This is a genomic window from Sphingobium sp. C100, assembly GCF_000508185.1.
GTDB lineage: Bacteria > Pseudomonadota > Alphaproteobacteria > Sphingomonadales > Sphingomonadaceae > Sphingobium.
This window is the reverse complement of record NZ_AYOY01000149.1, coordinates 1-21,831: the sequence shown is the minus strand read 5'-3', so window position 1 is coordinate 21,831 and position 21,831 is coordinate 1. Positions and strand designations below refer to the sequence as shown.

The following is a 21,831-nucleotide window of genomic DNA, read 5'->3' as shown; positions in this document are numbered from 1 at the left end:
GATCCTGTGATTCACGTCTTCGCCTTCTATCTGTTCGCCATTTTGGTGGTGTGCAGCGGCGCGCTGACGATCCTGTCGCGCAATCCGGTCCATTCGGTCCTGTGGCTGATTCTGGCCTTCTTCAACGCTGCGGGTCTGATGATCCTGCTCGGCGCCGAATTCATCGCGATGCTGCTTGTCATCGTTTATGTCGGCGCGGTCGCGGTGCTGTTCCTGTTCGTCGTCATGATGCTGGACATCGACTTCGCCGAACTGCGCGCCGGCTTCGTTGATTATCTGCCCTTCGGGCTGCTGATCGCGCTCGTGCTGCTCGCCGAGATCGTGCTCGGCATCGGCCTGTGGAGCGCCGGTCCGATCGAGCTTGCGCAACGCGCGGCGCCGACCAATCCGGAACTGTCGAACATTCAGGCGATCGGCGGGTTGCTCTATACCCGCTACATCTTCCTGTTCGAAGCGGCAGGCATCGTCCTGCTGGTCGCCATGATCGGCGCGATCGTGCTGACCCACCGGGCGCGCGGTGGCGTGAAGGGCCAGAATGTCGCCAAGCAGAACCGCCGCCGTCCGCAGGACGCCGTGCGCAACGTCAATCAGCCCGTGGGGCAGGGGGTGGAGCTGTGATCGGCCTTCAGCATTATCTGGTGGTCAGCGCGATCCTCTTCGTGATGGGGGTGCTCGGCATCTTCATCAATCGCAAGAATGTCATCATCATCCTGATGGCGATCGAATTGATCCTGCTCAGCGTGAACATCAACCTCGTCGCGTTCAGCGCCTTCCTGGGCGATCTGGTGGGACAGGTCTTCTCGATGTTCGTGTTGACCGTTGCGGCGGGTGAGGCGGCCATCGGGCTTGCCATCCTCGTCATCTATTTCCGCGGTCGCGGCACCATCGCCGTCGATGACATCAATCAGATGAAGGGCTGAGCCGTTTCATGATCCAGCTTATCGTCCTTCTCCCGCTGCTGGCTGCTGCCATCGCCGGCCTTGGCAACAAGGCGCTTGGCAAGCTGCCGGCGAAAATCGTCACCACCGGCGCACTGTTCGCCGCCTGCGTCATGAGTTGGATGATTTTCATCCCGTTCGTGACCGGCCATGCGGAGGCGCACGTCACGCCGCTCTTCACCTGGATCGAAAGCGGCAGCTTCGATGCTAAATGGGCGCTGCGCGTCGATACGATGACGGCGGTCATGCTGGTGGTCATCACCAGCGTATCGAGCCTCGTCCACCTCTATAGCTGGGGCTATATGGACGAGGAGCCGGATCAGCCGCGCTTCTTTGCCTATCTCTCGCTCTTCACCTTCGCGATGCTGATGCTCGTGACGGCGAACAACCTGCTGCAGATGTTCTTCGGCTGGGAAGGTGTGGGCCTGGCGTCCTATCTGCTGATCGGCTTCTGGTTCCGCAAGCCGTCGGCCAATGCCGCCGCGATCAAGGCCTTCGTCGTCAACCGCGTCGGCGATCTTGGCTTCATGATGGGTATTTTTGGCACCTATCTGGTGTTCAACACCATTTCGATCCCGGAAATCCTGGAAATGGCGCCGTCCATGGTTGGGTCGACCATTGGCTTCCTGGGCCATCGGTTCGACACCATGACCGTCCTCTGCCTGCTGCTGTTCATCGGCGCGATGGGCAAGTCAGCACAGCTTGGCCTGCACACATGGTTGCCCGATGCGATGGAGGGACCGACCCCGGTGTCGGCGCTGATCCATGCGGCGACCATGGTGACCGCCGGCGTGTTCATGGTGTGCCGCCTGTCGCCGATGTTCGAAACCTCGCCGACGGCGCTGGGCTTTGTGACATTCATCGGCGCGGCGACTTGCCTCTTCGCCGCGACCATCGGCACGGTGCAGACCGACATCAAGCGCGTGATCGCTTATTCGACCTGTTCGCAGTTGGGCTATATGTTCTTCGCGGCCGGTGTCGGCGCATATGGCGCGGCGATGTTCCACCTCTTCACCCACGCCTTCTTCAAGGCGCTGCTGTTCCTGGGCGCCGGCTCGGTCATCCATGCGATGCACCATGAGCAGGACATGCGCTATTATGGCGGCCTGCGCAAAAGCATCCCGGTGACCTTCTGGACGATGACGCTGGGCACGCTCGCCATTACCGGCGTGGGCCTGCCGCTCATCGGCGTGGGTTTTGCCGGCTTCTATTCGAAGGACGGCATTCTGGAAGCGGCCTTCGCGTCAGGCGGCGGAGGCGTAGGCGCTTATTATGTCGGCGTGTTTGCGGCGCTGCTCACCAGCTTCTACAGCTGGCGGCTGGTGTTCCTCACCTTCTTCGGCAAGCCGCGCTGGGCCGCTTCGGAACATATCCAGCACGCTCTTCACGATGCTCATGGGCATGACGACCACGCAACCCACGGCCATGGCGCGGAGCATGACAATGCCCCGGCCCAGGAGGATGCCGGTCACGAGCCTCATGGTCATGGAGCGGATGCCCATGCGCTGCCGACCGGCACGGGTGGCTACCATCCGCATGAAAGCGGCCTGGTCATGCTGATCCCGCTGGTTGTGCTCAGCCTGGGCGCCGTGTTCGCCGGCTTCCTCTTCCACGATCAGTTCATCGGCCCGGAAGGCGGCATCGAATTCTGGAAGGGCGCGATCGCGTTCGACAGCCATCTGATGCACGCCGCGCATGAGGTGCCGACATGGGTCAAGTTCGGTCCGTTCACGGTGATGGCGATTGGCCTGTTGATCGCCTGGCTCGCCTATATCAAGAACACCGACTGGCCGCAGCGCTTCGTCTCGCAATTTGGCCTGCTCTATCAGTTCCTGCTCAACAAATGGTATTTCGACGAGCTTTACCATTTCCTGTTCGTAAAGCCCGCCTTCGCCATCGGCCGCTTCTTCTGGAAGTTCGGTGACGTGGGCTTCATCGACCGCTTCGGGCCGAACGGGCTCGCCGCGCTGGTGGTGCAGGGCAACAAAGTCACCCGTCGGATCCAGTCCGGCTACCTCTACACATACGCGCTGGTGATGCTGATCGGCCTCGCCGCGGCCGCAACCTGGGCGATGACACGATAATGGACGGCTTCCCCATCCTTTCCCTGATGATGGCAGTGCCGATGGCCGGGGCCATCGCCTGCCTGTTCGCAGGCGCCAGCACGGCGCGCTGGATCGCGCTGCTGGCGACACTGGCTGATTTGGTCCTGGGCATCATCCTGTGGATCAATTTCGATCAGGCAGGCAGCGCCGCCCAGTGGCAGTTCCAGGAATATGCGCCGATCTTCGGCCGCTTCGCCTGGGCACTGGGCATTGACGGCATCGCCCTGATGCTGATCGCGCTCACCGTCTTCCTGATGCCGATCTGCATCGGTGCCAGCTGGGTCGCGATCAACAAGCGGGTCGGCGAATATATGGCGGCCTTCCTGTTCATGGAGGTGCTGATGATCGGCGTCTTTACGGCGCAGGATCTCTACCTCTTCTACATCATGTTCGAAGCCGGCCTGATCCCGATGTATCTGATCATCGGTATCTGGGGCGGGGCTGAACGCATCTACGCCAGCTATAAATTCTTCCTCTACACCCTGCTCGGATCGGTGCTGATGCTGATTGCGATGATGTGGATGGTGCATGAGGCGGGCACGACCGAAATTCCGGCGCTGATGGCCTATAATTTCAATCCCCATGTCCAGACCTGGCTGTTCCTGGCCTTCTTCGCCAGCTTCGCCGTGAAGATGCCGATGTGGCCGGTTCATACCTGGTTGCCCGATGCGCATGTTCAGGCGCCGACGGCCGGCTCGGTCATCCTTGCGGGCGTGCTGCTGAAAATGGGTGGCTATGGCTTCATCCGCTTTTCGCTGCCGATGTTCCCGGAAGCTTCGGCGCAACTCGCGCCACTGGTCTGGGGCTTGTCGATGGTGGCGGTGGTTTACACCAGCCTCGTCGCGCTGGTTCAGTCGGACATGAAAAAGCTGATCGCTTATTCGTCTGTGGCGCATATGGCGATCGTCACCGTCGGCCTGTTCGCCTTCAACCAGTCGGGTATCGAAGGCGCGATGATGGTCATGCTGGGCCACGGTCTCGTGTCGGGCGCGCTGTTCCTGTGCGTCGGCGTCATCTACGACCGGCTCCACACCCGCGAGATCAATCGCTATGGCGGCCTCAGCATCAACATGCCCAAATATGCGGTCCTGTTCATGCTGTTCACCATGGCCTCTGTCGGCTTGCCCGGCACCAGCAACTTCGTCGGCGAATTCCTGTCGCTGATGGGTATTTACCAAGCGTCGAGCTGGGTGGCGCTGGTGTGCACGACGGGCATCATCCTGGGTGCGGCCTATATGCTCTATCTCTATCGTCGCATCTGTTATGGCGAGCAGGTCAATGCTGACGCCGCCGCCATGCCCGACCTGTCGGTGCGCGAGATCGCGCTGCTGGCGCCGATCGCGGCGGCGGTGCTCTGGATGGGCGTCTATCCGGAAAGCTTCCTGGCCCCGATGCGGTCCGACATCCGCGCGCTTGAAGCGCGCCTCGCCCCCGCGGCTCCTGCGGGTGACTCCAAGATCAAGATTGGTGCGCCCAAGCCAGCCGGCGAGGACCATCACGAAGAATCCGCTGCGCACGGGGAGGCGCACTCATGATTGACCACGCTTCCCTTCTGGCGGTCCTGCCGGAACTCATTCTGACGGCCGGCGGCTTGGTTTTGATGCTGGTGGCCGCCTGGGGTGGTGACGCAAGCAGCCGCGTCGTTAACTTGCTGTCGGTATTGACGCTGGCGTTGGCGGGGATGGCCTTGTCCACCTCGCTCGCAAATGGCCCCGATGCGTTTGACGGGTTGGTTCGCGCCGACGCCTTTTCGGCCTTCGCCAAGGCGCTAATCTATGGCGCGGCGGCGGCGGCTATCCTGTTGGCGCCGCGTTATTTTTCGACCGATGGCAAGGAGCGCCCCGAATATCCGGTGCTGATCCTTTTCAGCAGCATCGGCATGGGCATGATGGTGTCGGCAGGCGACTTGCTGACGCTCTATGTCGGACTCGAGATGCAGAGCCTTGCTGCCTATGTGCTGGCGAGCTTCATGCGCCAGGATGTGCGTTCGTCCGAAGCTGGTCTCAAATATTTCGTGCTTGGTTCGCTGGCCAGCGGCATCCTCCTTTACGGGGCGTCGCTGCTCTACGGCTTTACCGGCACGACATCGTTTGACGGCATTGCCATCGCTATGGATGACGGGGTGTCGAAGGGCGAATTGTTCGGCATGGTCTTCCTGCTGGCTGGTCTGGCCTTCAAGATGAGCGCGGTGCCGTTCCACATGTGGACGCCCGATGTCTATGAAGGCGCGCCAACGCCGGTCACGACCTTCTTCGGCAGCGCGCCGAAGGTAGCGGCCGTGGCCCTTGCCGTGCGGGTCGCGGTCGAGGCGCTCGGTCCGGCCGGGCTCGACTGGCAGCAGATCGTGATCTTCGTTGCGCTTGCCTCGATCCTGCTCGGTGCTGTTGCGGCGATCGGCCAGACCAATATCAAGCGCCTGATGGCCTATTCGTCGATCAACAATGTCGGTTTCGCGCTGATCGGCCTCGCCGCCGGCACGCCCGCCGGTGTGGCCGCGACGATGAGCTATATGGCGATCTACGTCGTAATGACGGTGGGCGCCTTCGCCTGCATCTTGCAGATGCGTGACGCCCAAGGCCGGCCGGTCGAAAGCATCGCCAGCCTTGCCGGCCTGTCGCAATCGCGCAAGGGGCTGGCCGCTGCGCTGGCGATCTTCATGTTCTCCATGGCAGGCATCCCTCCGCTGTTCGGCTTCTGGGCGAAATTCCTGGTGTTCGATGCCGCCGTCGCGGCTGGCATGACTGCTCTGGCGGCGTTCGGTATCGCGGCTTCGGTGATCGGCGCCTTTTATTATCTCAAGATCATCAAGACGATGTATTTCGACGAGCCTGCCGCTGCCTATGAGGCGAAGGGTGGCGCGGTTGAAAATATCATCCTGACCGCCTGCGCGGTGGTGATCGTCCTGGGCTATCTGCTCAACCCGTTGCTGGATCAGGCGAGCGCTGCCGCTGCGGCGTCGCTCTTCTGACGCTGATCCATTTCGTTGAGGAGACCGGTTCCACCAACGCCGACATGCTGGCATTGGTGGAGCAGGGCATAGCCGAAGGCAGTTGGCTGCGGGCCGGTCGCCAGACTGGTGGGCGGGGGCGCATGGGCCGGGCCTGGGAAAGCCCCGCCGGCAATTTATACGCCTCCACTCTGGTACGGATCGGTCCGAATGATCCGCCGGCCCATAGTCTGGCGCTGGTGACTGCCAATGCCGTCCATGCCCTGCTGGCGCCGCTCTGCGCAGGCCAGACGCGGATCAAATGGCCCAACGACATCTTGGTCGATGGCGCCAAGATCGCCGGAATCCTGCTGGAGCGCGTCAACGACGCCATCGTCATCGGGGTAGGCATAAACGTTGTCGGCCACCCCACCGGCTTGGACCGGCCGGTAACGAGCCTTGCGGCGCAGGGCGCTTTGGATGTCGAAGCTGGCGCGCTGCTTGAAAGGCTGGCGCAACTTTTCGCTCATTGGCTGGCCATTTGGCGTGCACAGGGTTTGGACCCTGTACTGAACCATTGGCTGTTGAATGCTCATCCCAAGGGGACGCCCATGCGGGTGGTCCAGTCCGACGGCACGCAGGTGGAGGGCGTCTTCGACACGCTCGACGCCCAGGGCATGTTGATCCTGCGCTTGGCGAATGGCGGGAGCCGTGCCATTCACGCGGGCGACATCATTTTGAGCTGAGGAACCTGCCCATGCTTCTCGCGATCGACGCGGGCAACACCAATGTGGTTTTCGCGCTGCTCGAAGCGGGAACGATACGAGCGCGCTGGCGCATCGCCACCGATCCGCGCCGGACGGCCGATGAATATGCGGTTTGGCTGAACCAGTTGTTGATGCTGGAGGGCTACACTCTGGCCGATGTGGATGCCGTCATCATCGCGACAGTCGTGCCGCGCGCGCTCCACAATCTTCAGGTTCTGGCGGAAAAATATTTCAAGACGGCGGCGCTGATCGCAGGGCAGGCGCCTGTCGAATGGGGCATCGAACTGGATGTCGCCGAGCCGGCATCGGTTGGAGCCGATCGGGTTGTAAACGCCATCGCCGCGCACCATCTTCATGATGGAGATTTGATCGTCATCGATTTCGGTACCGCCACCACTTATGATGTGGTGGATTATAAGGGCGCCTATAAGGGCGGCATCATCGCGCCGGGCATCAACCTGTCGCTTGATGCGCTGGTTGCGGCGGCGGCGAAATTGCCCAAAATCGCGATCACCCCGCCGGAAAATCGATCGGTGATCGGCCGGACCACCGAAGCGCAGATGCATATCGGCGTCTTTTGGGGTTATGTGGCGATGATGGAGGGACTGGTCGCGCGTATTCGCGCGGAAATCGGACGTCCCGCCAAAGTGATTTCGACTGGGGGGCTCGCGGTCCTCTTTAATGACAATAGCGATATATTCGATGCAATCGCGCCAGATCTGACAATTCAGGGTCTGGCACTGCTGCACGAACGGAGTTTGAAAATATAATGACACCTGGAAATGAGCTGCTCTTCCTGGCCCTTGGTGGGTCGGGCGAGATCGGCATGAACGTGAATCTCTATGGCTCCCAGGGCAAATGGGTAATGGTCGATCTGGGGCTGACCTTTGCTGATCCGGCCTATCCGGGGGTGGAGCTTGTGCTGCCGGATCTTAGCTTCATCGAGGAACGGCGCGACGACTTGCTGGGCATCGTGTTGACCCATGGGCATGAGGACCATATCGGCGCAATCCCCTATTTGGCCGCCGACTTGGGCGTTCCGCTCTATGCCACGCCGTTTACGGCAGGTCTGATCCGGCTGAAGCTGGAGGAGGAAGGGCTGACCAAGGACGTCGAACTCAACGTCATCGACAATGAAGGTAGTTTCCAGCTCGGGCCATTCGGTTTTCGCTATGTGCCGCTCGCCCATTCGATCCCGGAAGGCAATGCTGTCCTGATCGATACGCCGCATGGCCGTATCTTCCACACCGGCGACTGGAAACTGGATGAGCGTCCGCTGCTTGGCGAACCTTCAACGCCGCAGGAACTCACGGCCATCGGCGATGAGGGCGTTTTGGCCCTGGTGTGCGACAGCACCAACGTGTTCAACTCTGAAGCGAGCGGGTCCGAAGGGGACGTGCGCGAAGGGCTGATGCAAACGGTTGCCGGCGCCAAGGGAAGGGTGCTGGTCACCACCTTCGCGTCCAATGCTGCGCGCGTGCAGACGCTGGGCGAAGTTGCCATGGCGACCGGGCGCAAGCTTTGTGTTGCCGGGCGCTCGCTTGACCGCATCATCAACACCGCCAAGGCGGCCGGCTATCTCAAGAATTTTCCAGCGACGATCGATTGGGAAGATGCGATGGCGCTGCCGCGCAGCGAGGTGATGATCATCGCGACGGGTGGACAGGGCGAGGCCCGTGCTGCGCTCGCACGAGTTGCCTTTGACAGCCATCCGATCAAGCTGGCCGAAGGGGATCTGGTCGTCTTTTCGTCCAAGCAGATCCCCGGCAATGAAATCGCCATCGGGCGCATTCAGAACGCGCTGGCGACAGCGGGCGTACTGATGGTGACGGACCGACAGGCGGAAGTCCATGTGTCGGGGCATCCGGGCCGGCCCGAGTTGGAATCCATGTATGGCTGGATACGTCCCAATATCCTGCTGCCCGTTCATGGCGAGCGTCGCCACATGGCCGAACAGGCGCGGCTCGGCCTAGCCAGCGGCATCCCCCATGCTGTGGTTCAGTCCAATGGCGATGTGCTGCGGCTCGCGCCCGGTGCGCCGGAAATCATTGGCCAGGAAGATGCGGGACGGCTCGTGCTCGATGGCGACGTGATCCTGCCTGCCGACGGCGCGACCATGAATGAGCGGCGTAAGCTGGGCTTGCACGGGCAGATCAGCGTCGCCGTGGCGCTCGACCGGAAAGGCAAGCTGTTCGGCACACCGGTGCTCCGCACCCAGGGCGTGCCGGTGGAAGAGGATAAGGACGCGTTTCTGGCCGAGGCGGCCGAAGAGGCTGCGATGGTGGTTCCAAAGGGGTCGCAGGAGGAGGAAGCGTTGCGTGAACGCGTCCGCTTGGCCGTGCGGCGCACTGCGACCCGCTGGACCGGCAAGAAGCCACTAGTGGACGTGCTGCTCATTCGCGCTTAATCAGGCGAACATGAACTGGTACGCGAGCTTCGCCATTTATTTCCTGATGTGGGTCGTCTGCGCCTTCGTCATGCTGCCCCTTGGCCTGCGCACGCCGGATGAAACCGGCGAGCCGCTGCTCAAGGGGCAGGCCGAAAGCGCGCCGAGCAATTTTAGGCCCGGCTTGGTGGTAATGCGCGCGACGATCCTGTCGGCGGTCCTGTTCGGCCTCTACTATGCCAATTATGTGCAGGGTTGGGTGACCGTCGACATGCTGCCGGGTTATCATGCGGGGTCATGACGACCGGCGCCTTTTGCGTTTTTCGTGCGGGCGCGTCCCATGTGGAACGCTGGGCGCTGATGCGCGCTGCGCTTTGGCCGGACACCGCTCTCGCTGATCATCGCGACGAAATTCTCGGCTTGCTGGGACAACCAGACGGGAAATCCGCCGCCTTCCTGGTTTCCGATGATCAGGATGAAGCGGTCGGCTTTGCCGAGGCGACGCTGCGGCACGATCATGTCAATGGCTGCGAAACTACGCCCGTGGCCTTTCTGGAAGGCATTTTCGTTGAACCTATCACGCGCCGCACCGGCGCGGCGCGCGCACTGACAGAAGCGGTCTTGGCCTGGGGGCGCAATCATGGCTGCAAGGAATTGGCGTCCGATGCGGACATCTTCAATTACGCCAGCCATGACTTCCACGCCGCGCTTGGCTTCACCGAAACCGAGCGTGTCGTCTATTTCCGCAGGCCGATCGACTGATCCTATTGCCGAAGGCGTTCGATGGCCTGAGCGAGCGCAACATAGAGCTTGCCCATGTCGGACGACAGGATCGCGACGCCCAGGGCATTGCCGTCGCGAGCGGAGAGGATGATGCGCAACATCGCCTCGAAATCATGGATATAGCGGTTCACATGATCGCGGAATTCCGCGTCATTGTCATAATGAAGCACGATTTCCCGCGACTCGCCCGCGTCCAGCAATTTGACCGCACGACGCGTGAATACGCCCCGATCCCCCTTTAGATAGGCAGACCAAGCCGAATCCGTGACATCGTTGGACAATATCTTGGCGACGTCGATGGCCGTGCTGTTCAGCGATTCGATCAGTAGCGCCGACCGGCGTGCGAAATGGTCGCGATCCCGATCTTCGATCGTCTGCTTACCCTCTTCGATACGCTGCTCGATGCTCGCGCTGGTATCGGCGATGGTCAGCAATTGGCGTGTAAGCCGTTCCGATGCCTGGTGCGCAGCCTTGACTGCTTCGTCAGCCACCCGCGCGATATGCTCGATCTGGACGGCAACCTTGTCGCCAATCACATTCTCCATCGCTTGCTCGCTGGCTTCGGCCAGTTGCCGCGCGGCGTCGGGAATAGCGCGGCCCAGGGCTTGGCGTGCGCGTTCCGCTGCCTGTTCCGCCGTGTCCTTCACCCTTAGCAGTGCGGTGACGAGCAGCGGGCCGGCGCCTTCCGTGATCCGGTTCGCATCCTGATGCGCTGCGTCGAGGGCGGACCGTAGGCGGTTGACTGCGTCCCGGTTGGCTTCCAGTCCGCCCTGCGTGCTTTCCAGCCATTCGGTGAGGCGGCTCCCCTGACCGCGCAGCATCGCCTCGGCCTCCTCCGCGCGGCCGACCAGGGCTTCGGAAATGGCTTCCAGCCGTTCCATTTCCGGCGTGGCGCTTCCCAGAAGGCCGCGACTTTGCTCCAGTCTTGCGTCGAACCGCGTGAGCGCGGCCGGATAAGTCTCATCCAGTTCACGGACGCTCGAATCCAGCGCGACAAGCAGAGTTTCGGCGCTGCCAATCAGCTTTTCGGCAGTCGCGCCGCCGGCGGCGAGCGCTTCGTCGATCCGGCGCGTTTCTCCCGCCAGCTTTTCGAGCGCTTCGGTCAAACGCTGGTTGCGCGCCATCGCCCCTTGTTCAAGCACCTCGAACTGGCTTTCGGTAGCCGTAACGGTTTCATGCAGGCTGCCATGCAGCCCGGCAATCAGCGCACGTTGCCCTTCCACCATGTCGTTGATCTGGTGAAGGCGGCCTTCGACATCGCCTACCGCATCGGCGAGGCCCGTCACGGTATCGCGGCCGATCGTTTCGAGATGGTCGCGTGAGCGGGCGATCAGAGCAGCCAGCATTTCAGATTGATTGCCCAGCCTGCCATCGGTCAGCGCCAGCGCCTCCTGCGCCTGATCGAGGGCTGCTTCCAACCGCGACCGCAGATCGGTTTCGATCTTGTCCATGTCGCGCGCCAATATGGTCAGCGCTTCCTCGCTGCTGGTGCCAATGCCGGCCTGCGCGGCCGCCACCAGCGCCTGAAGCGAATCGGCACGGCGCGTCAGGCTTTCGTCGATGGTCGTGACAGTCGCGCGCGCCTTTTGAAGCAGCGTTTCGATGCGCGTGTCCATATTGGACTGCGCATGATCAAGATCTTGGATCAATGCGGCCCGGACCGACGCGCTCGTGCTTGCAACGCCAGCCTGGGCGGCATCGATCAACGCCGCAAGTGACGAGGACTGCGCTTCCAGATCATCCCTGCTGCGATCCATAAGCTGGCGGGCGCCCGACGCGGTCGCCTCGATCCGGCTGGCAGCGATGTCCGCCATGCCGGACATCTCATCCGTGGCCGAGCGAGTCGCCTCCTGCAACTGGCCCAACTGGCCGGTGAGGCTTTTAGTCGCCGCGAGCGTGCGCGCGCGTGCATCGTCGGACAGTTCCGTCAGCGTGTGAAGCCGGGCTTCAAGCGTGTCGATACGTTCGGCGAGTGCATGGCCATTGTCCATGATTTGCGCCGCCATCCGGGCGCTGCGTTCCTCAAGCGGAGGGATCGAAGCGACCAGCGCATCCATCCGCGCCATCAATGCGGCGCCAGCCTGTTCAGCCGCTTCGGCACGATCGGCGGTCACCTGGGCGCGGCTGGCTATCAATTCCGCCGATGCCTCCATGTTGCTGCTAGCGGCGGCGCCATAGCTGTCGAGCAGTTCGGCCTGATCCTGCATCGTCTGCCGGGCCGCTTCCAGTTGGGCGGCGATTCGGCCAAGCCGCAATTCCAGCAGATCGGCCTCCGTCCGCAACGCCCTGGCGGTATCGAGATAACGGCGCGATTCGGTCTGGCTGTTTCTCACGAGCAGCAGGTAGAGCAGGCCCAGCAGAATGAGCGGCGCCGTGACGATCGCGACGATTCCGACCCAGGCCGACGGACCGGCGCGCAACTCCCCGGAGGCCGCCATTGCCCAGAGGGCAAAACAAATCCAGCCGAGCGCGGTCAGAAGCAGAGCGACCCGAAGCCGCTTCACCCATTTCTCGATCGGGCCGCCGTTCGACTGATCTTCATCAATGTCGAGAACCGCTTGTTTCAAAAGCAAGATGTCGTCTGACTCTGCATGTGTTTCCGTCGCGATCGATTCGTCACGCCAGAACTCGACGATTGTGCTGCCCCCTGTCATGTGCCTATCCTAGCATCTTTTCCGCGTAGGAAAATGCCTCGTTACCAAAACTTAACGCAAGCCAGATAGCTTTGGTCGCCATGTCTTATGATCCCGGCGCTTTGGACGCAGCTCTCGCGGCTGCCGTTGGTGATGACAATGTGCTCATCGCCGATCTGCGCGTGGCCTTTCTCGAAAGCGCGGCGCGGCAGGTGGATCTGCTTGGTCGTGCCCGCTGCGATGCGAACTGGCATCTGGCGGCCTGGCGGCTCAAGGGGCTTGCCGCCAGCTTTGGATTGACCGCCCTGATCGCGCTGGCCGATGAAGCGGCGGAAGCCGTGCCCGGAGACCCGCGCATCCTGCGGCGCCTGCAGGCCGCGCTGGCTGCGCTGGAACAGAGCTGACGCCGGGCTTGCGTCCTGCTGTCGGCCTTGCGAAAAGGTCGCCTGATATAAATGGATCGATAGCGTAACAATATGAGTTTTGCCGCAATTCTGAGCGCCAGCCGCGCATCCGCCGATTCGTCGGCAGGGTTGCGGGCCTGCCTGCATTTTGCGGGACAGACGCTGGTCGAATATCAGGCGCGGCAGGCAGTGCGCGCGGGTGCCGATCGTGTCCTCATTATGGTCAGCGTGATAACGCCCGCCTTGTCGCAGGCCGTCGATCGGCTGAGCGCTGATGGCGTCGCCGTTGCGCTGGTTCGTGACATGATTTCGATGGTTCGTGATGCGCCGCGCGATATGGACGCGTTGCTGATCGCGGACGGGGCGATCGTCTGCCAGGGACATATTGACGGACTGGCGGGCGCCGAAGGCGATGCGCTGCTCGTAGCCGATGACAGCCGGGCGAGTGCGCCGTTCGAACGGATCGATGCCGGGCAGCGTTGGGTCGGGTTGGCGCGTGTCAGCCCGACGCTGCTGTTCGGCACGCTCGATATGATCGGAGACTGGGACCTAGCGCTCACATTGGTGCGCGCTGCCGTGCAAAAGGGCGCACGGCGCATCACCGTGCTGGAATCCGACCTGCTCGAAGGACGCGCGGCTTTGGTGGAAAGCCAGCAGCAGGCCGATTTGGTGGCGCAAGCCGTCACATCGGCGAGCGCCGGACGTGCGCCTATGCGGGGCGGCATCGAACATTATCTTTTCGTTCCGCTCGCGCGATTCATGGGGTCCGTGCTGATGCGGATGCAGGTGCCGGCGATGCAAGTCCGGATCGGCGCAATGGTGCTGGCGGCGATCGCGCTGGTGCCGCTCGAATTATCGTGGGCGCTGGCTGGTTTTTGTCTGCTACTGGTTGCGCTGTTGCTGGCCGAAACCGCCGATCGGCTGGATGAACTCGCGCTGCGGCAACTGCCTCTGGGTGGGACCGCATTTGTCGCCCCGGGACTTGCATTGGTGGGGGTGGCGCTGGCTGGCGGCAGCACCATGTCCGTGGATCTGGCTCTATTGTCAGCGGTATTGATGGTGGCCGATCGCTGGCGGCGAAACGGTGGTGCATCGCCCTGGATGATCATGACGCCGGGCACGACATTGGTGCTGCTCATCATCGCCGGTTTGTTCGGCTTTCTGGCGGAGGGATATCGGGTGGCGATCCTGGCTGCGATCGCCTCTACAGGGGCGGTGGTGTTGCGCCCGCGCGCCTGATTTTCGTCCGCACGGTTTAGTGCATTTTAACGACGTGCAGCTATGCTGCAATGCATGAGTGCCTTTTCGTCCCTTGCCGGATCGACAATGGCGGACAGCTGGCCAATGACGCGCGTCATGGCGGGCATGTCTGCCGTGCCGGTCGGTCATGCCATCGATCTGGCGTATTTTTTTCCGCGCCATCAATCGCCGCATGACGCGTTGATCGCGGAAACCCGTCGGCATCTGGGGGGATGTGTAGCCGCGATCGAGACCGGATTGCGCGTGCTGGTCGATCATATTCCCGAAGTCTCATCCGCGCTCGAGTCCTGGCCAGACCTTCTGTGCTGGCGGATGATTTGCGACCAGCCTACGTTGCTCGGCCCTCCTTTGCTTGCCCATATGCGGATGCGCGCTGGGGTCAGCCTGATGCTGCGATATGGGGGCGCCGTCGACGCGGCGGCACAAGAGTGCGAAGACGCAGCCTTGCCGGAAACAGATCCCGCACTGGCCGATGGGCTTGCCGCCCTTGCCTTGGCGGAAGGGCGATGGATGAGCTTGGGTGGCGAGAATCAGCCGATGCGACCTGATCTCCCGGCTGAACATTTTGCCGAACTGATGTGGGCGGTCGTGGCTTGTCTCGCTGCTGTTGCGAGACGCAACGCATCCGAAGGCGGCGATCGGCTTCTGGCCGGGTTCGAACGCGCCGGCTGGGCCATGCTTGCCGACCATGACGAAAGCATGAGCCCGTTGATGGAAGCCGATCGGTTGGTCAGACAATTGGGGGAACAGTCTGCTGAGACGACGCTGCTGGACACAGCGCTGAGCGGACGCCGTTTCCTGCTGTTCGCAGGACTGGCCGCAAACAGGCTGCGGATGGAGATCACGCAGGTGGTCGATATCCTCGTGACCGGGCCTTTGCCGCCGCTGGCCATGTTGTGCCGCGCTCTTGGCGGGTCGGACGCCGATTATCGCCATCTCCTGCTGGCGCTGCGTCCCGGGCGTCCCGAATTGACCGACGTTGCCCTGGTAGCTGCGGCGGCGGAGTATCAGGCATTGAGCGAACAGGACGCGCATGCCGGCGTCGCTGCACTGCGGACGCCGGCGTCGCTGCGCGCCAAGCTGGGGCATTTGCTGGGCGCAATGGCCGCATGAACATGCCAGCCCACCCGGCGATCATTCGCGCATCGCTTTCTGCCGAGGGACGCTTGCTCAGCGCGGACGCGCCGGTCCTTGCTTTGCAGCGGGAAGCCGGCGGAGATCTCGGGACATTTTTCGCCATTCCTCAACTCGCGGCGATCGTGCGGCTGACGCAGCGGCTGGGCGTGACCGTGTCGCGGCCTGTCGTGGCTGCGGCGGAACGGGGGCATGTCGACATGTGGGTCCGCGCGCGGCCGGACGCCGGTGGCGTTAGCCTGTCGATCATCGACTGGCACGAGCGTCCTGCAACAGCCGACCCGACCGAGGTTCATGCGCGGGAAACGGACATTGCCGCGCTGGCGGAGGGCTGGACCTGGCAGATCGACACCGACATGCGGTTCGAGCTGGCGGTGGCCGGTAATGATCGGCAAGGCATGTTGCCCACGGTGCCGCCAGTGCCCGGCACCCGCTTTTCGGCCTATTTCGAGCTGCGATCCGATGACGAAGGCGACATGCCGATGCTTCGCGGACTGGCGCAACGGCGCGCATTTCGCGGGCAGACGGCGGCCTTGGCCCGCGATGCCGCGCGCTTGTTCCGGTTGTCCGGCTTTCCGTTGTTCGACCTTGCCGGTCAGTTGAGCGGCTATCGGGGATCGGCCTTTCCGATCGATCATATGATCCTTTCTCCACTTGCCAAGGAAACCGCCGTTACCTTGTACCCGGCGGAGTTCGGCAAACGGTTGGACCGGTCGCTGCGGCAGCCATTGGGGCGGATCATCGCCAATGCCGACACGATCAGCGCCCAGATGGAAGGGCCGTTGCGCCCCGATTATGCCGGCTATGCCCAGGACATAGCATCGGCGGGACGTCACCTGATGGCGCTGGTCGATGACCTCGCCGACCTCCAGGCGATTGACCGCCCGGATTTCACCGTGATGGCGGAGGAGGTGGACCTTGCCGATCTGGGCCGGCGCGCCGCAGGTCTGTTGGGCGTCAAGGCGCTGGATCGTCATATCGCCATCATACCACCGGCGGATGATGCGAGCGTCCTGGCCACAGGAGAATTTCGCCGCGTCCTTCAGATTCTCGTCAATCTGGTCGGCAATGCCATAAGATATTCGCCCGAAGGCAGCGCCGTTCATATCGTCACCGAGCAAGCGCGCGGGGAAGCGCGGATCATGGTGATCGACCAGGGGGCGGGCGTGGCAACCGCAGATCGGGAACGTATCTTCGAAAAATTCGAGCGATTGGGTCGGGACGATGCAGGTGGCAGCGGCCTGGGCCTCTATATTTCCCGACGCCTCGCCCGCGCAATGGGCGGCGACATCGACATTGGCGGCGCTCCGGGCGAAGGCGCGCGCTTCATCCTGACATTGCCCGGCTCTGTGTGATTTTCGTCGACCGGCTCGCTGACCGAGCTTGAAAAGAAGACGGCGCCCGATAGGGGCGCCGCTCCTGCTTTTCAAAGTTTTAGCGCGAATTAACGCTGCTCAACGGGCACATAGTCGCGCTCGGTCGGGCCGGTGTAGAGCTGGCGCGGGCGGCCAATCTTCTGCGCGGGGTCAGAAATCATTTCGTTCCACTGTGCGACCCAGCCGACCGTGCGGGCGAGGGCGAAGAGCACGGTGAACATCTCGGTCGGGAAACCGATCGCCGAAAGGATCACGCCCGAATAGAAGTCGACATTCGGATAGAGCTTCTTTTCGATGAAATAAGGATCGTTGAGCGCGATCTGCTCCAGTTCCTTGGCGACGTCGAAGACGGGATCATTGACGCCCAGCTTGGCCAGCACGTCCTTCGCAGTCTTCTGCATCACGGTCGCGCGCGGATCGTAATTTTTGTAGACGCGATGACCAAAGCCCATCAGGCGGAACGGATCGTCCTTGTTCTTGGCGCGGGCGATATATTCCGGGATTCGATCGACAGTGCCGATTTCGCGCAGCATGTTGAGCGCAGCTTCGTTCGCGCCGCCATGTGCCGGACCCCAGAGGCAGGCAATGCCCGCGGCGATGCAGGCGAAGGGGTTGGCGCCAGACGAACCGGCAAGGCGCACGGTCGATGTCGAAGCGTTCTGCTCATGGTCGGCATGGAGGATGAAAATCTTGTCCATCGCATCCACGATCACCGGATCAGGAATATAGTCCTCAGCCGGCACCGAGAAAGTCATGCGCAGGAAATTGGCGGTGTAGCTCAGGTCGTTGCGCGGATAGACGAAGGGCTGGCCTACCGAATATTTATAAGCCATCGCGGCGATCGTCGGCATTTTGGCGATCAGGCGGTGGCTGGCAATCTTCCGCTGCAACGGATCGTTGATGTCGGTCGAGTCATGATAGAAAGCCGACAGTGCGCCCACGACGCCGCACATGATAGCCATCGGGTGCGCATCGCGACGGAAGCCGCGATAGAAGGTGGTCAGTTGCTCGTGCACCATGGTGTGGCGCGTGATGGTGCGGGTGAACTCGTCCAGTTCCTGCGCCGAAGGCAGTTCGCCGTTCAGCAGCAGATAGCTGACTTCCATGAAGTTCGACTGTTCGGCCAACTGGCCGATCGGATAGCCGCGATGCAGCAGCACGCCTTCATCACCGTCGATATAGGTGAGACCGGAATCACAACTCGCGGTCGATGTGAAGCCCGGATCATAAGTGAACATGCCGGTATTGGCGTAGAGCTTGCGAACATCGATGACCTGCGGCCCGACCGTGCCATCCATGATGGCATAGTCCTTGGTGTCTCCCGCGATGGTCAACGTGGCATTATTATCCGACATGTTTTTCTCCTTGATTGCCATCAACCGGCCGTAGCGTGCCCTGCCCCGGTCAGTCGTTCCAAGCTCTCCTCTTTCCCCAGCAGGAAGAGGACATCGAAAATACCCGGCGAAACCGTGCGACCGGTAAGCGCCGCGCGAAGCGGTTGCGCGACTTTGCCGAGGCCCAGTCCAGCATCCTCTGCCACGCGGCGTATCACTTCTTCGATCGCTTCGACCGTCCAGGTCTGGACAGTCAGGAGAGCGTCGGCTGTCTTGGTCAGCAGCGCGCGCGCGGCATCATCTAGCAGAGCGGAGGCCTTTTCGTCAAAATCGAGCGGACAAGTTTTGAACAGAAACTCGGCCCCTTCCGCAATTTCATTTAGGGTTTTGGCCCGTGGTTTGAGCGAAGCCATGGCCTGGGTCAAAATGTCCAACCCGGTGTCCGGCAAAAGCTTTCCAAGCCGTTCTGCAACCCGCGGCGCGACCAGTTGCGCGAGCCGCGAGTCGTCGGCTTCGCGCAGATAATGGCCGTTCAGATTTTCCAGCTTCTTGATGTCGAAACGAGAAGGCGAGCGGCCGACGCCATCGATATCGAACAGTTCGATGGCGCGAGCGATCGAGATGATTTCCTCATCGCCATGGCCCCAGCCCAGGCGCAACAGATAGTTGAGAACGGCCTCTGGCAGCATCCCCATTTCATCGCGATAGGCGTCGACGCCCAGCGCGCCGTGACGTTTTGACAGCTTCGCTCCGTCCGATCCGTGGATCAGCGGGATATGGGCATAAACCGGTTCTTCCCAGTTCATGGCCCGCATGATGCCCAACTGACGGAAGGCGTTATTGAGATGATCGTCGCCGCGAATGACATGAGTGACGCCCATGTCGTGATCGTCAACGACAACCGCCAGCATGTAGGTGGGCGTGCCGTCGGACCGCAGCAGGATCATGTCGTCCAATTCGGCATTCTGCACGACGACGCGACCTTGCACCGCGTCCTCGATCACCGTCTCGCCCTCACGCGGAGCCTTCAGGCGAATGACGAAGGGCGCACCTTGGGGCGCTTCGTCGGGCGAACGGTCGCGCCAGCGGCCGTCATAGCGCATCGGCTGCTTTGCGGCGCGCTGCTGCTCGCGCAGTTCGGCCAGTTCCTCCGGCGTGGCATAGCAACGATAGGCATGGCCGGCCGACAGCAGATGGTTCGCCACTTCGGCATGACGGGCCGCGCGCGCGAACTGAAAGACGGCAGGCTCGTCACCCGCGAGTCCGAGCCATTCCAGGCCATCGAAGATCGCATCGACCGCAGCATCGGTCGAGCGCGTGCGGTCGGTATCCTCGACCCGCAGCAGGAATTTACCGCCATGATGGCGCGCGAACAGCCAGTTGAAGAGGGCGGTGCGGGCGCCGCCAATATGCAGGAACCCCGTGGGTGACGGGGCGAAACGGGTCACCACCTGTTTATTTTTTCCCGTTGCACTAGCCGTCATATTCTTTGACATTCGCCTTGCTGATCCATGAATTCGACGCCCCCTAGCATGGCTTTTGAGCCACGACAAACCTCCCTTGGAGGGAGGGCGGCGTCGTTCGTCAGCCGAAGCTTCGCGGCAATCGAAGCCTGGCTGGAACTGGAGCGAGAACAACTCGCACTTTGGGTGCCGGTGGGGCTTGCGACCGGCATTGCGGCCTGGTTCCTGCTGCCGGACGCGGCGCAGTGGCTGGCCTTCTGTTGTGGGGCGTTGGCGACGGCATGTCTGGGCGCCATGCTGCCGCTGGGCGGACGGTTGCGGCGCCTGTTGGTCGCGGGCGGGCTGCTGGCGGCGATGGGATGCCTGTTGGTCTGGGGGAAGGCGACGCTGGTTGGCGAGGCTCCCTTGTCGCGTGCGACCTTCACGCAAGTCACGGCCGAAGTCGTGTCGGTGCGCCCTGTGCCTGCTCAGGCCATGGTACGGGCGATGCTGCGGCCGATAGATGCGCCGAACCTGCCCAGCGTCGTGCGCGTCAATATCGCCTCGCCCGATGTGCCGGAGGGGCTGGGGAAGGGCGCAGTGGTTCGATTTCGCACGCGCCTGATGCCTCCAGCGCCGCCGGCGATGCCTGGCGGCTATGATTTTGCGGCCAGCGCCTATTTTCAGGGTATTGGCGCCACGGGCAAGGCCTTGCGTCCCATCGAGGTGTTGCGCGCATCGACACAGGCGCCGCCGCTGCGCGCCCGGCTGTTTGCGCATATACTGCACCATGTGGACGGCCCGGCCGAGGGGATAGCCGCCGCGCTGGCGACCGGCGACCAGGGAGCTATCGCCGAAGAGGATGCCGAGGCGATGCGGCGCAGCGGCCTTGCCCATCTGCTTGCGATCAGCGGGCTGCACGTCACCGCGCTGATCGGCGCCGTCATTTTCCTGCTGATGCGCGTGATGGCGCTCAGCCGCCGCGCGGCTCTCGACTGGCCGTTGATGCTGATCGCGGCGACAGGCGGGGCGTTGATCGGAATCGGCTATACCTGGCTCACGGGCGCGCAAGTGCCCACGGTGCGATCGTGCATCGCCGCCCTTTTGGTTTTGGGCGGACTGGCGATGGGGCGCGACGCGATCACGCTACGGTTGGTGGCGAGCGGAGCCTTGCTCGTCCTCTGCCTCTGGCCCGAAACCCTGGTGGGACCAAGTTTCCAGATGAGTTTTGCGGCCGTAACGGCGATCGTCGCGCTGGCCGAGCATCGGCGGTTCCGCGCTTTTGCCGCCTCCCGTGATGAAGGCCGAATGCGCAAGATCGCGAGAGGTTTGGCGGTTACGCTAGCCACAGGTGTCGTCGTCGAACTGGTCCTGATGCCCATTGCGCTCTTTCACTTTCACAAGGCCGGTATGCTGGGCGCCTTCGCCAATCTGCTGGCGATTCCGCTGACGACCTTCGTCGTTATGCCGCTGGAGGCGATGGCGCTGCTCCTCGACACGGTCGGCCTGGGCGCGCCGCTTTGGTGGTTGACCGAACAGGCGCTCAACCTGTTGCTGGCGATCGCCCATGGCGTGGCCGCCAGTCCGATGGCGACGCTGCTGGCCCCGACTATGAGCCATGCCCTGTTCGCCATGGTGGTCATTGGGCTGCTATGGTGCCTGTTGTGGCGTAGTCGATTGCGCTGGCTGGGCCTGATATCGGTGGTTTCGGGCGTCGTGTCAGTGTTGCTGGCTGCGCCACCGGACATATTGGTGACCGGAGACGGGCGGCATGTGGCGGTGCGCATGGAACAAGGCATGGCGATCCTGCGTGACCGGGCGGGGGATTATGTGCGCGACACGTTTTCGGAGAGTGCGGGATATGAGGGCGTCATGCCAGCAATCGCCACGTTGCCGACGGCGCGTTGTTCCACCGACCTTTGCGCGCTTCGCCTGACCGATCGCGGCGGGCGGGCATGGCGGTTGCTCTTCACCCGCAGTGACGTCCTGATCGGCCGGCAGGCCTTTGCACGGGATTGTGCGGCAGCGGACATCATCATCAGCGACAGAGGGCTGCCGCGCTGGTGTCACCCGCGCTGGCTCAAGGTTGATCGCCGGCTGCTGGCGCGCACAGGCGGATTATCCATCACTTTGATAAATGGCGAAGTTCACACCGTCCATCGACCCGGTGACGCCCATCCCTGGATCTTCCGCCCGCAACGCCGAACGCAGCGGACGACGTCCCCGCAATCAGCGCCTTAATTATAGCGCCGCAGCAGTCCGGCAAGCTTGCCCTGGATGCGAACCTGACGCGGGTCATAGACTTGCGGTTCATAGGCGGGATTGGCGGGGGCCAGCCGCACC

The 21,831-nt window shown here is 62.5% G+C and carries 19 protein-coding genes; 15 read left to right on the top strand and 4 right to left on the bottom strand.

The window, feature by feature from the left end:
• Positions 1 to 6 precede the first annotated feature (6 nt).
• Genes C100_RS37190 through aac(6') form a run of 10 tightly spaced genes read left to right on the top strand, consistent with a single transcriptional unit; the run spans position 7 to position 9,884 of the window.
• Positions 7 to 618 carry an NADH-quinone oxidoreductase subunit J gene (locus tag C100_RS37190; RefSeq protein ID WP_024020166.1) on the top strand — a complete coding sequence of 204 codons (612 nt, stop codon included), beginning with the start codon at positions 7 to 9 and terminating at the stop codon, positions 616 to 618.
• Positions 615 to 920: an NADH-quinone oxidoreductase subunit NuoK gene (gene nuoK, locus C100_RS37185; protein WP_009821720.1), complete on the top strand. Its 306-nt coding sequence runs from the start codon at positions 615 to 617 to the stop codon at positions 918 to 920. Before C100_RS37190 ends, nuoK begins: the two co-directional genes overlap by 4 nt.
• A gap of 8 nt (positions 921 to 928) precedes the next feature.
• Entirely contained in the window at positions 929 to 3,022 is a 2,094-nt protein-coding gene (gene nuoL / locus C100_RS37180; protein ID WP_024020165.1) for an NADH-quinone oxidoreductase subunit L, read from the top strand.
• Positions 3,022 to 4,578, top strand: coding sequence for an NADH-quinone oxidoreductase subunit M (locus C100_RS37175; RefSeq protein ID WP_024020164.1), 1,557 nt, complete (start codon positions 3,022 to 3,024; stop codon positions 4,576 to 4,578). Before nuoL ends, C100_RS37175 begins: the two co-directional genes overlap by 1 nt.
• Positions 4,575 to 6,011 carry an NADH-quinone oxidoreductase subunit NuoN gene (nuoN, locus tag C100_RS37170; protein ID WP_024020163.1) on the top strand — a complete coding sequence of 479 codons (1,437 nt, stop codon included), beginning with the start codon at positions 4,575 to 4,577 and terminating at the stop codon, positions 6,009 to 6,011. The genes C100_RS37175 and nuoN overlap by 4 nt, the downstream gene beginning before the upstream one ends.
• A gap of 2 nt (positions 6,012 to 6,013) precedes the next feature.
• Positions 6,014 to 6,715 (top strand): biotin--[acetyl-CoA-carboxylase] ligase, encoded by a 702-nt coding sequence (locus C100_RS37165; RefSeq protein ID WP_084625398.1) that lies wholly within the window; start codon positions 6,014 to 6,016, stop codon positions 6,713 to 6,715.
• Positions 6,716 to 6,726: 11 nt separating this feature from the next.
• On the top strand, positions 6,727 to 7,506 hold the full coding sequence (locus tag C100_RS37160) for a type III pantothenate kinase (RefSeq protein WP_024020161.1): 780 nt from the start codon (positions 6,727 to 6,729) through the stop codon (positions 7,504 to 7,506).
• Positions 7,506 to 9,143, top strand: a complete 1,638-nt coding sequence (locus tag C100_RS37155) for a ribonuclease J (RefSeq protein WP_024020160.1) — start codon at positions 7,506 to 7,508, stop codon at positions 9,141 to 9,143. The genes C100_RS37160 and C100_RS37155 overlap by 1 nt, the downstream gene beginning before the upstream one ends.
• 10 nt (positions 9,144 to 9,153) lie before the next feature.
• Positions 9,154 to 9,423: a DUF1467 family protein gene (locus C100_RS37150; RefSeq protein WP_024020159.1), complete on the top strand. Its 270-nt coding sequence runs from the start codon at positions 9,154 to 9,156 to the stop codon at positions 9,421 to 9,423.
• Positions 9,420 to 9,884, top strand: a complete 465-nt coding sequence (aac(6'), locus tag C100_RS37145) for an aminoglycoside 6'-N-acetyltransferase (RefSeq protein ID WP_024020158.1) — start codon at positions 9,420 to 9,422, stop codon at positions 9,882 to 9,884. The genes C100_RS37150 and aac(6') overlap by 4 nt, the downstream gene beginning before the upstream one ends.
• Before the next feature lie 2 nt (positions 9,885 to 9,886).
• Here aac(6') and C100_RS37140 read toward each other — a convergent pair whose 3' ends face one another.
• Positions 9,887 to 12,559 (bottom strand): hypothetical protein, encoded by a 2,673-nt coding sequence (locus C100_RS37140; RefSeq protein ID WP_024020157.1) that lies wholly within the window; start codon positions 12,557 to 12,559, stop codon positions 9,887 to 9,889.
• A gap of 80 nt (positions 12,560 to 12,639) precedes the next feature.
• Between C100_RS37140 and C100_RS37135 the strand changes: the two genes are divergently transcribed.
• The 4 genes from C100_RS37135 to C100_RS37120 all read left to right on the top strand — a co-directional run bounded on the left by C100_RS37135 (position 12,640) and on the right by C100_RS37120 (position 16,691).
• Positions 12,640 to 12,942, top strand: coding sequence for an Hpt domain-containing protein (locus tag C100_RS37135; protein WP_024020156.1), 303 nt, complete (start codon positions 12,640 to 12,642; stop codon positions 12,940 to 12,942).
• A 72-nt stretch (positions 12,943 to 13,014) separates the two neighbouring features.
• Positions 13,015 to 14,181: a hypothetical protein gene (locus C100_RS37130; protein ID WP_024020155.1), complete on the top strand. Its 1,167-nt coding sequence runs from the start codon at positions 13,015 to 13,017 to the stop codon at positions 14,179 to 14,181.
• A 117-nt stretch (positions 14,182 to 14,298) separates the two neighbouring features.
• Positions 14,299 to 15,315: a DUF2336 domain-containing protein gene (locus tag C100_RS37125; protein WP_235219087.1), complete on the top strand. Its 1,017-nt coding sequence runs from the start codon at positions 14,299 to 14,301 to the stop codon at positions 15,313 to 15,315.
• Positions 15,312 to 16,691, top strand: a complete 1,380-nt coding sequence (locus C100_RS37120; RefSeq protein WP_024020153.1) for a sensor histidine kinase — start codon at positions 15,312 to 15,314, stop codon at positions 16,689 to 16,691. The genes C100_RS37125 and C100_RS37120 overlap by 4 nt, the downstream gene beginning before the upstream one ends.
• A gap of 89 nt (positions 16,692 to 16,780) precedes the next feature.
• Here C100_RS37120 and C100_RS37115 read toward each other — a convergent pair whose 3' ends face one another.
• The gene (locus C100_RS37115) at positions 16,781 to 18,067 is read right to left on the bottom strand and encodes a citrate synthase (protein ID WP_031309576.1); all 1,287 of its coding nucleotides are present in this window, start codon (positions 18,065 to 18,067) and stop codon (positions 16,781 to 16,783) included.
• Positions 18,068 to 18,087: 20 nt separating this feature from the next.
• A complete protein-coding gene (gene gltX / locus C100_RS37110) occupies positions 18,088 to 19,542 on the bottom strand; it encodes a glutamate--tRNA ligase (protein WP_024020151.1) in 1,455 nt (484 codons plus the stop codon).
• A gap of 36 nt (positions 19,543 to 19,578) precedes the next feature.
• Between gltX and C100_RS37105 the strand changes: the two genes are divergently transcribed.
• On the top strand, positions 19,579 to 21,729 hold the full coding sequence (locus tag C100_RS37105; protein WP_031309574.1) for a ComEC/Rec2 family competence protein: 2,151 nt from the start codon (positions 19,579 to 19,581) through the stop codon (positions 21,727 to 21,729).
• Here the strand turns inward: C100_RS37105 and C100_RS48315 are convergent.
• Positions 21,726 to 21,831, bottom strand: a 106-nt coding sequence (locus tag C100_RS48315; protein WP_442800316.1) for a LexA family protein, incomplete at its 5' end; no start/stop codon positions are given. The two genes, C100_RS37105 and C100_RS48315, sit on opposite strands and share 4 nt — an antisense overlap.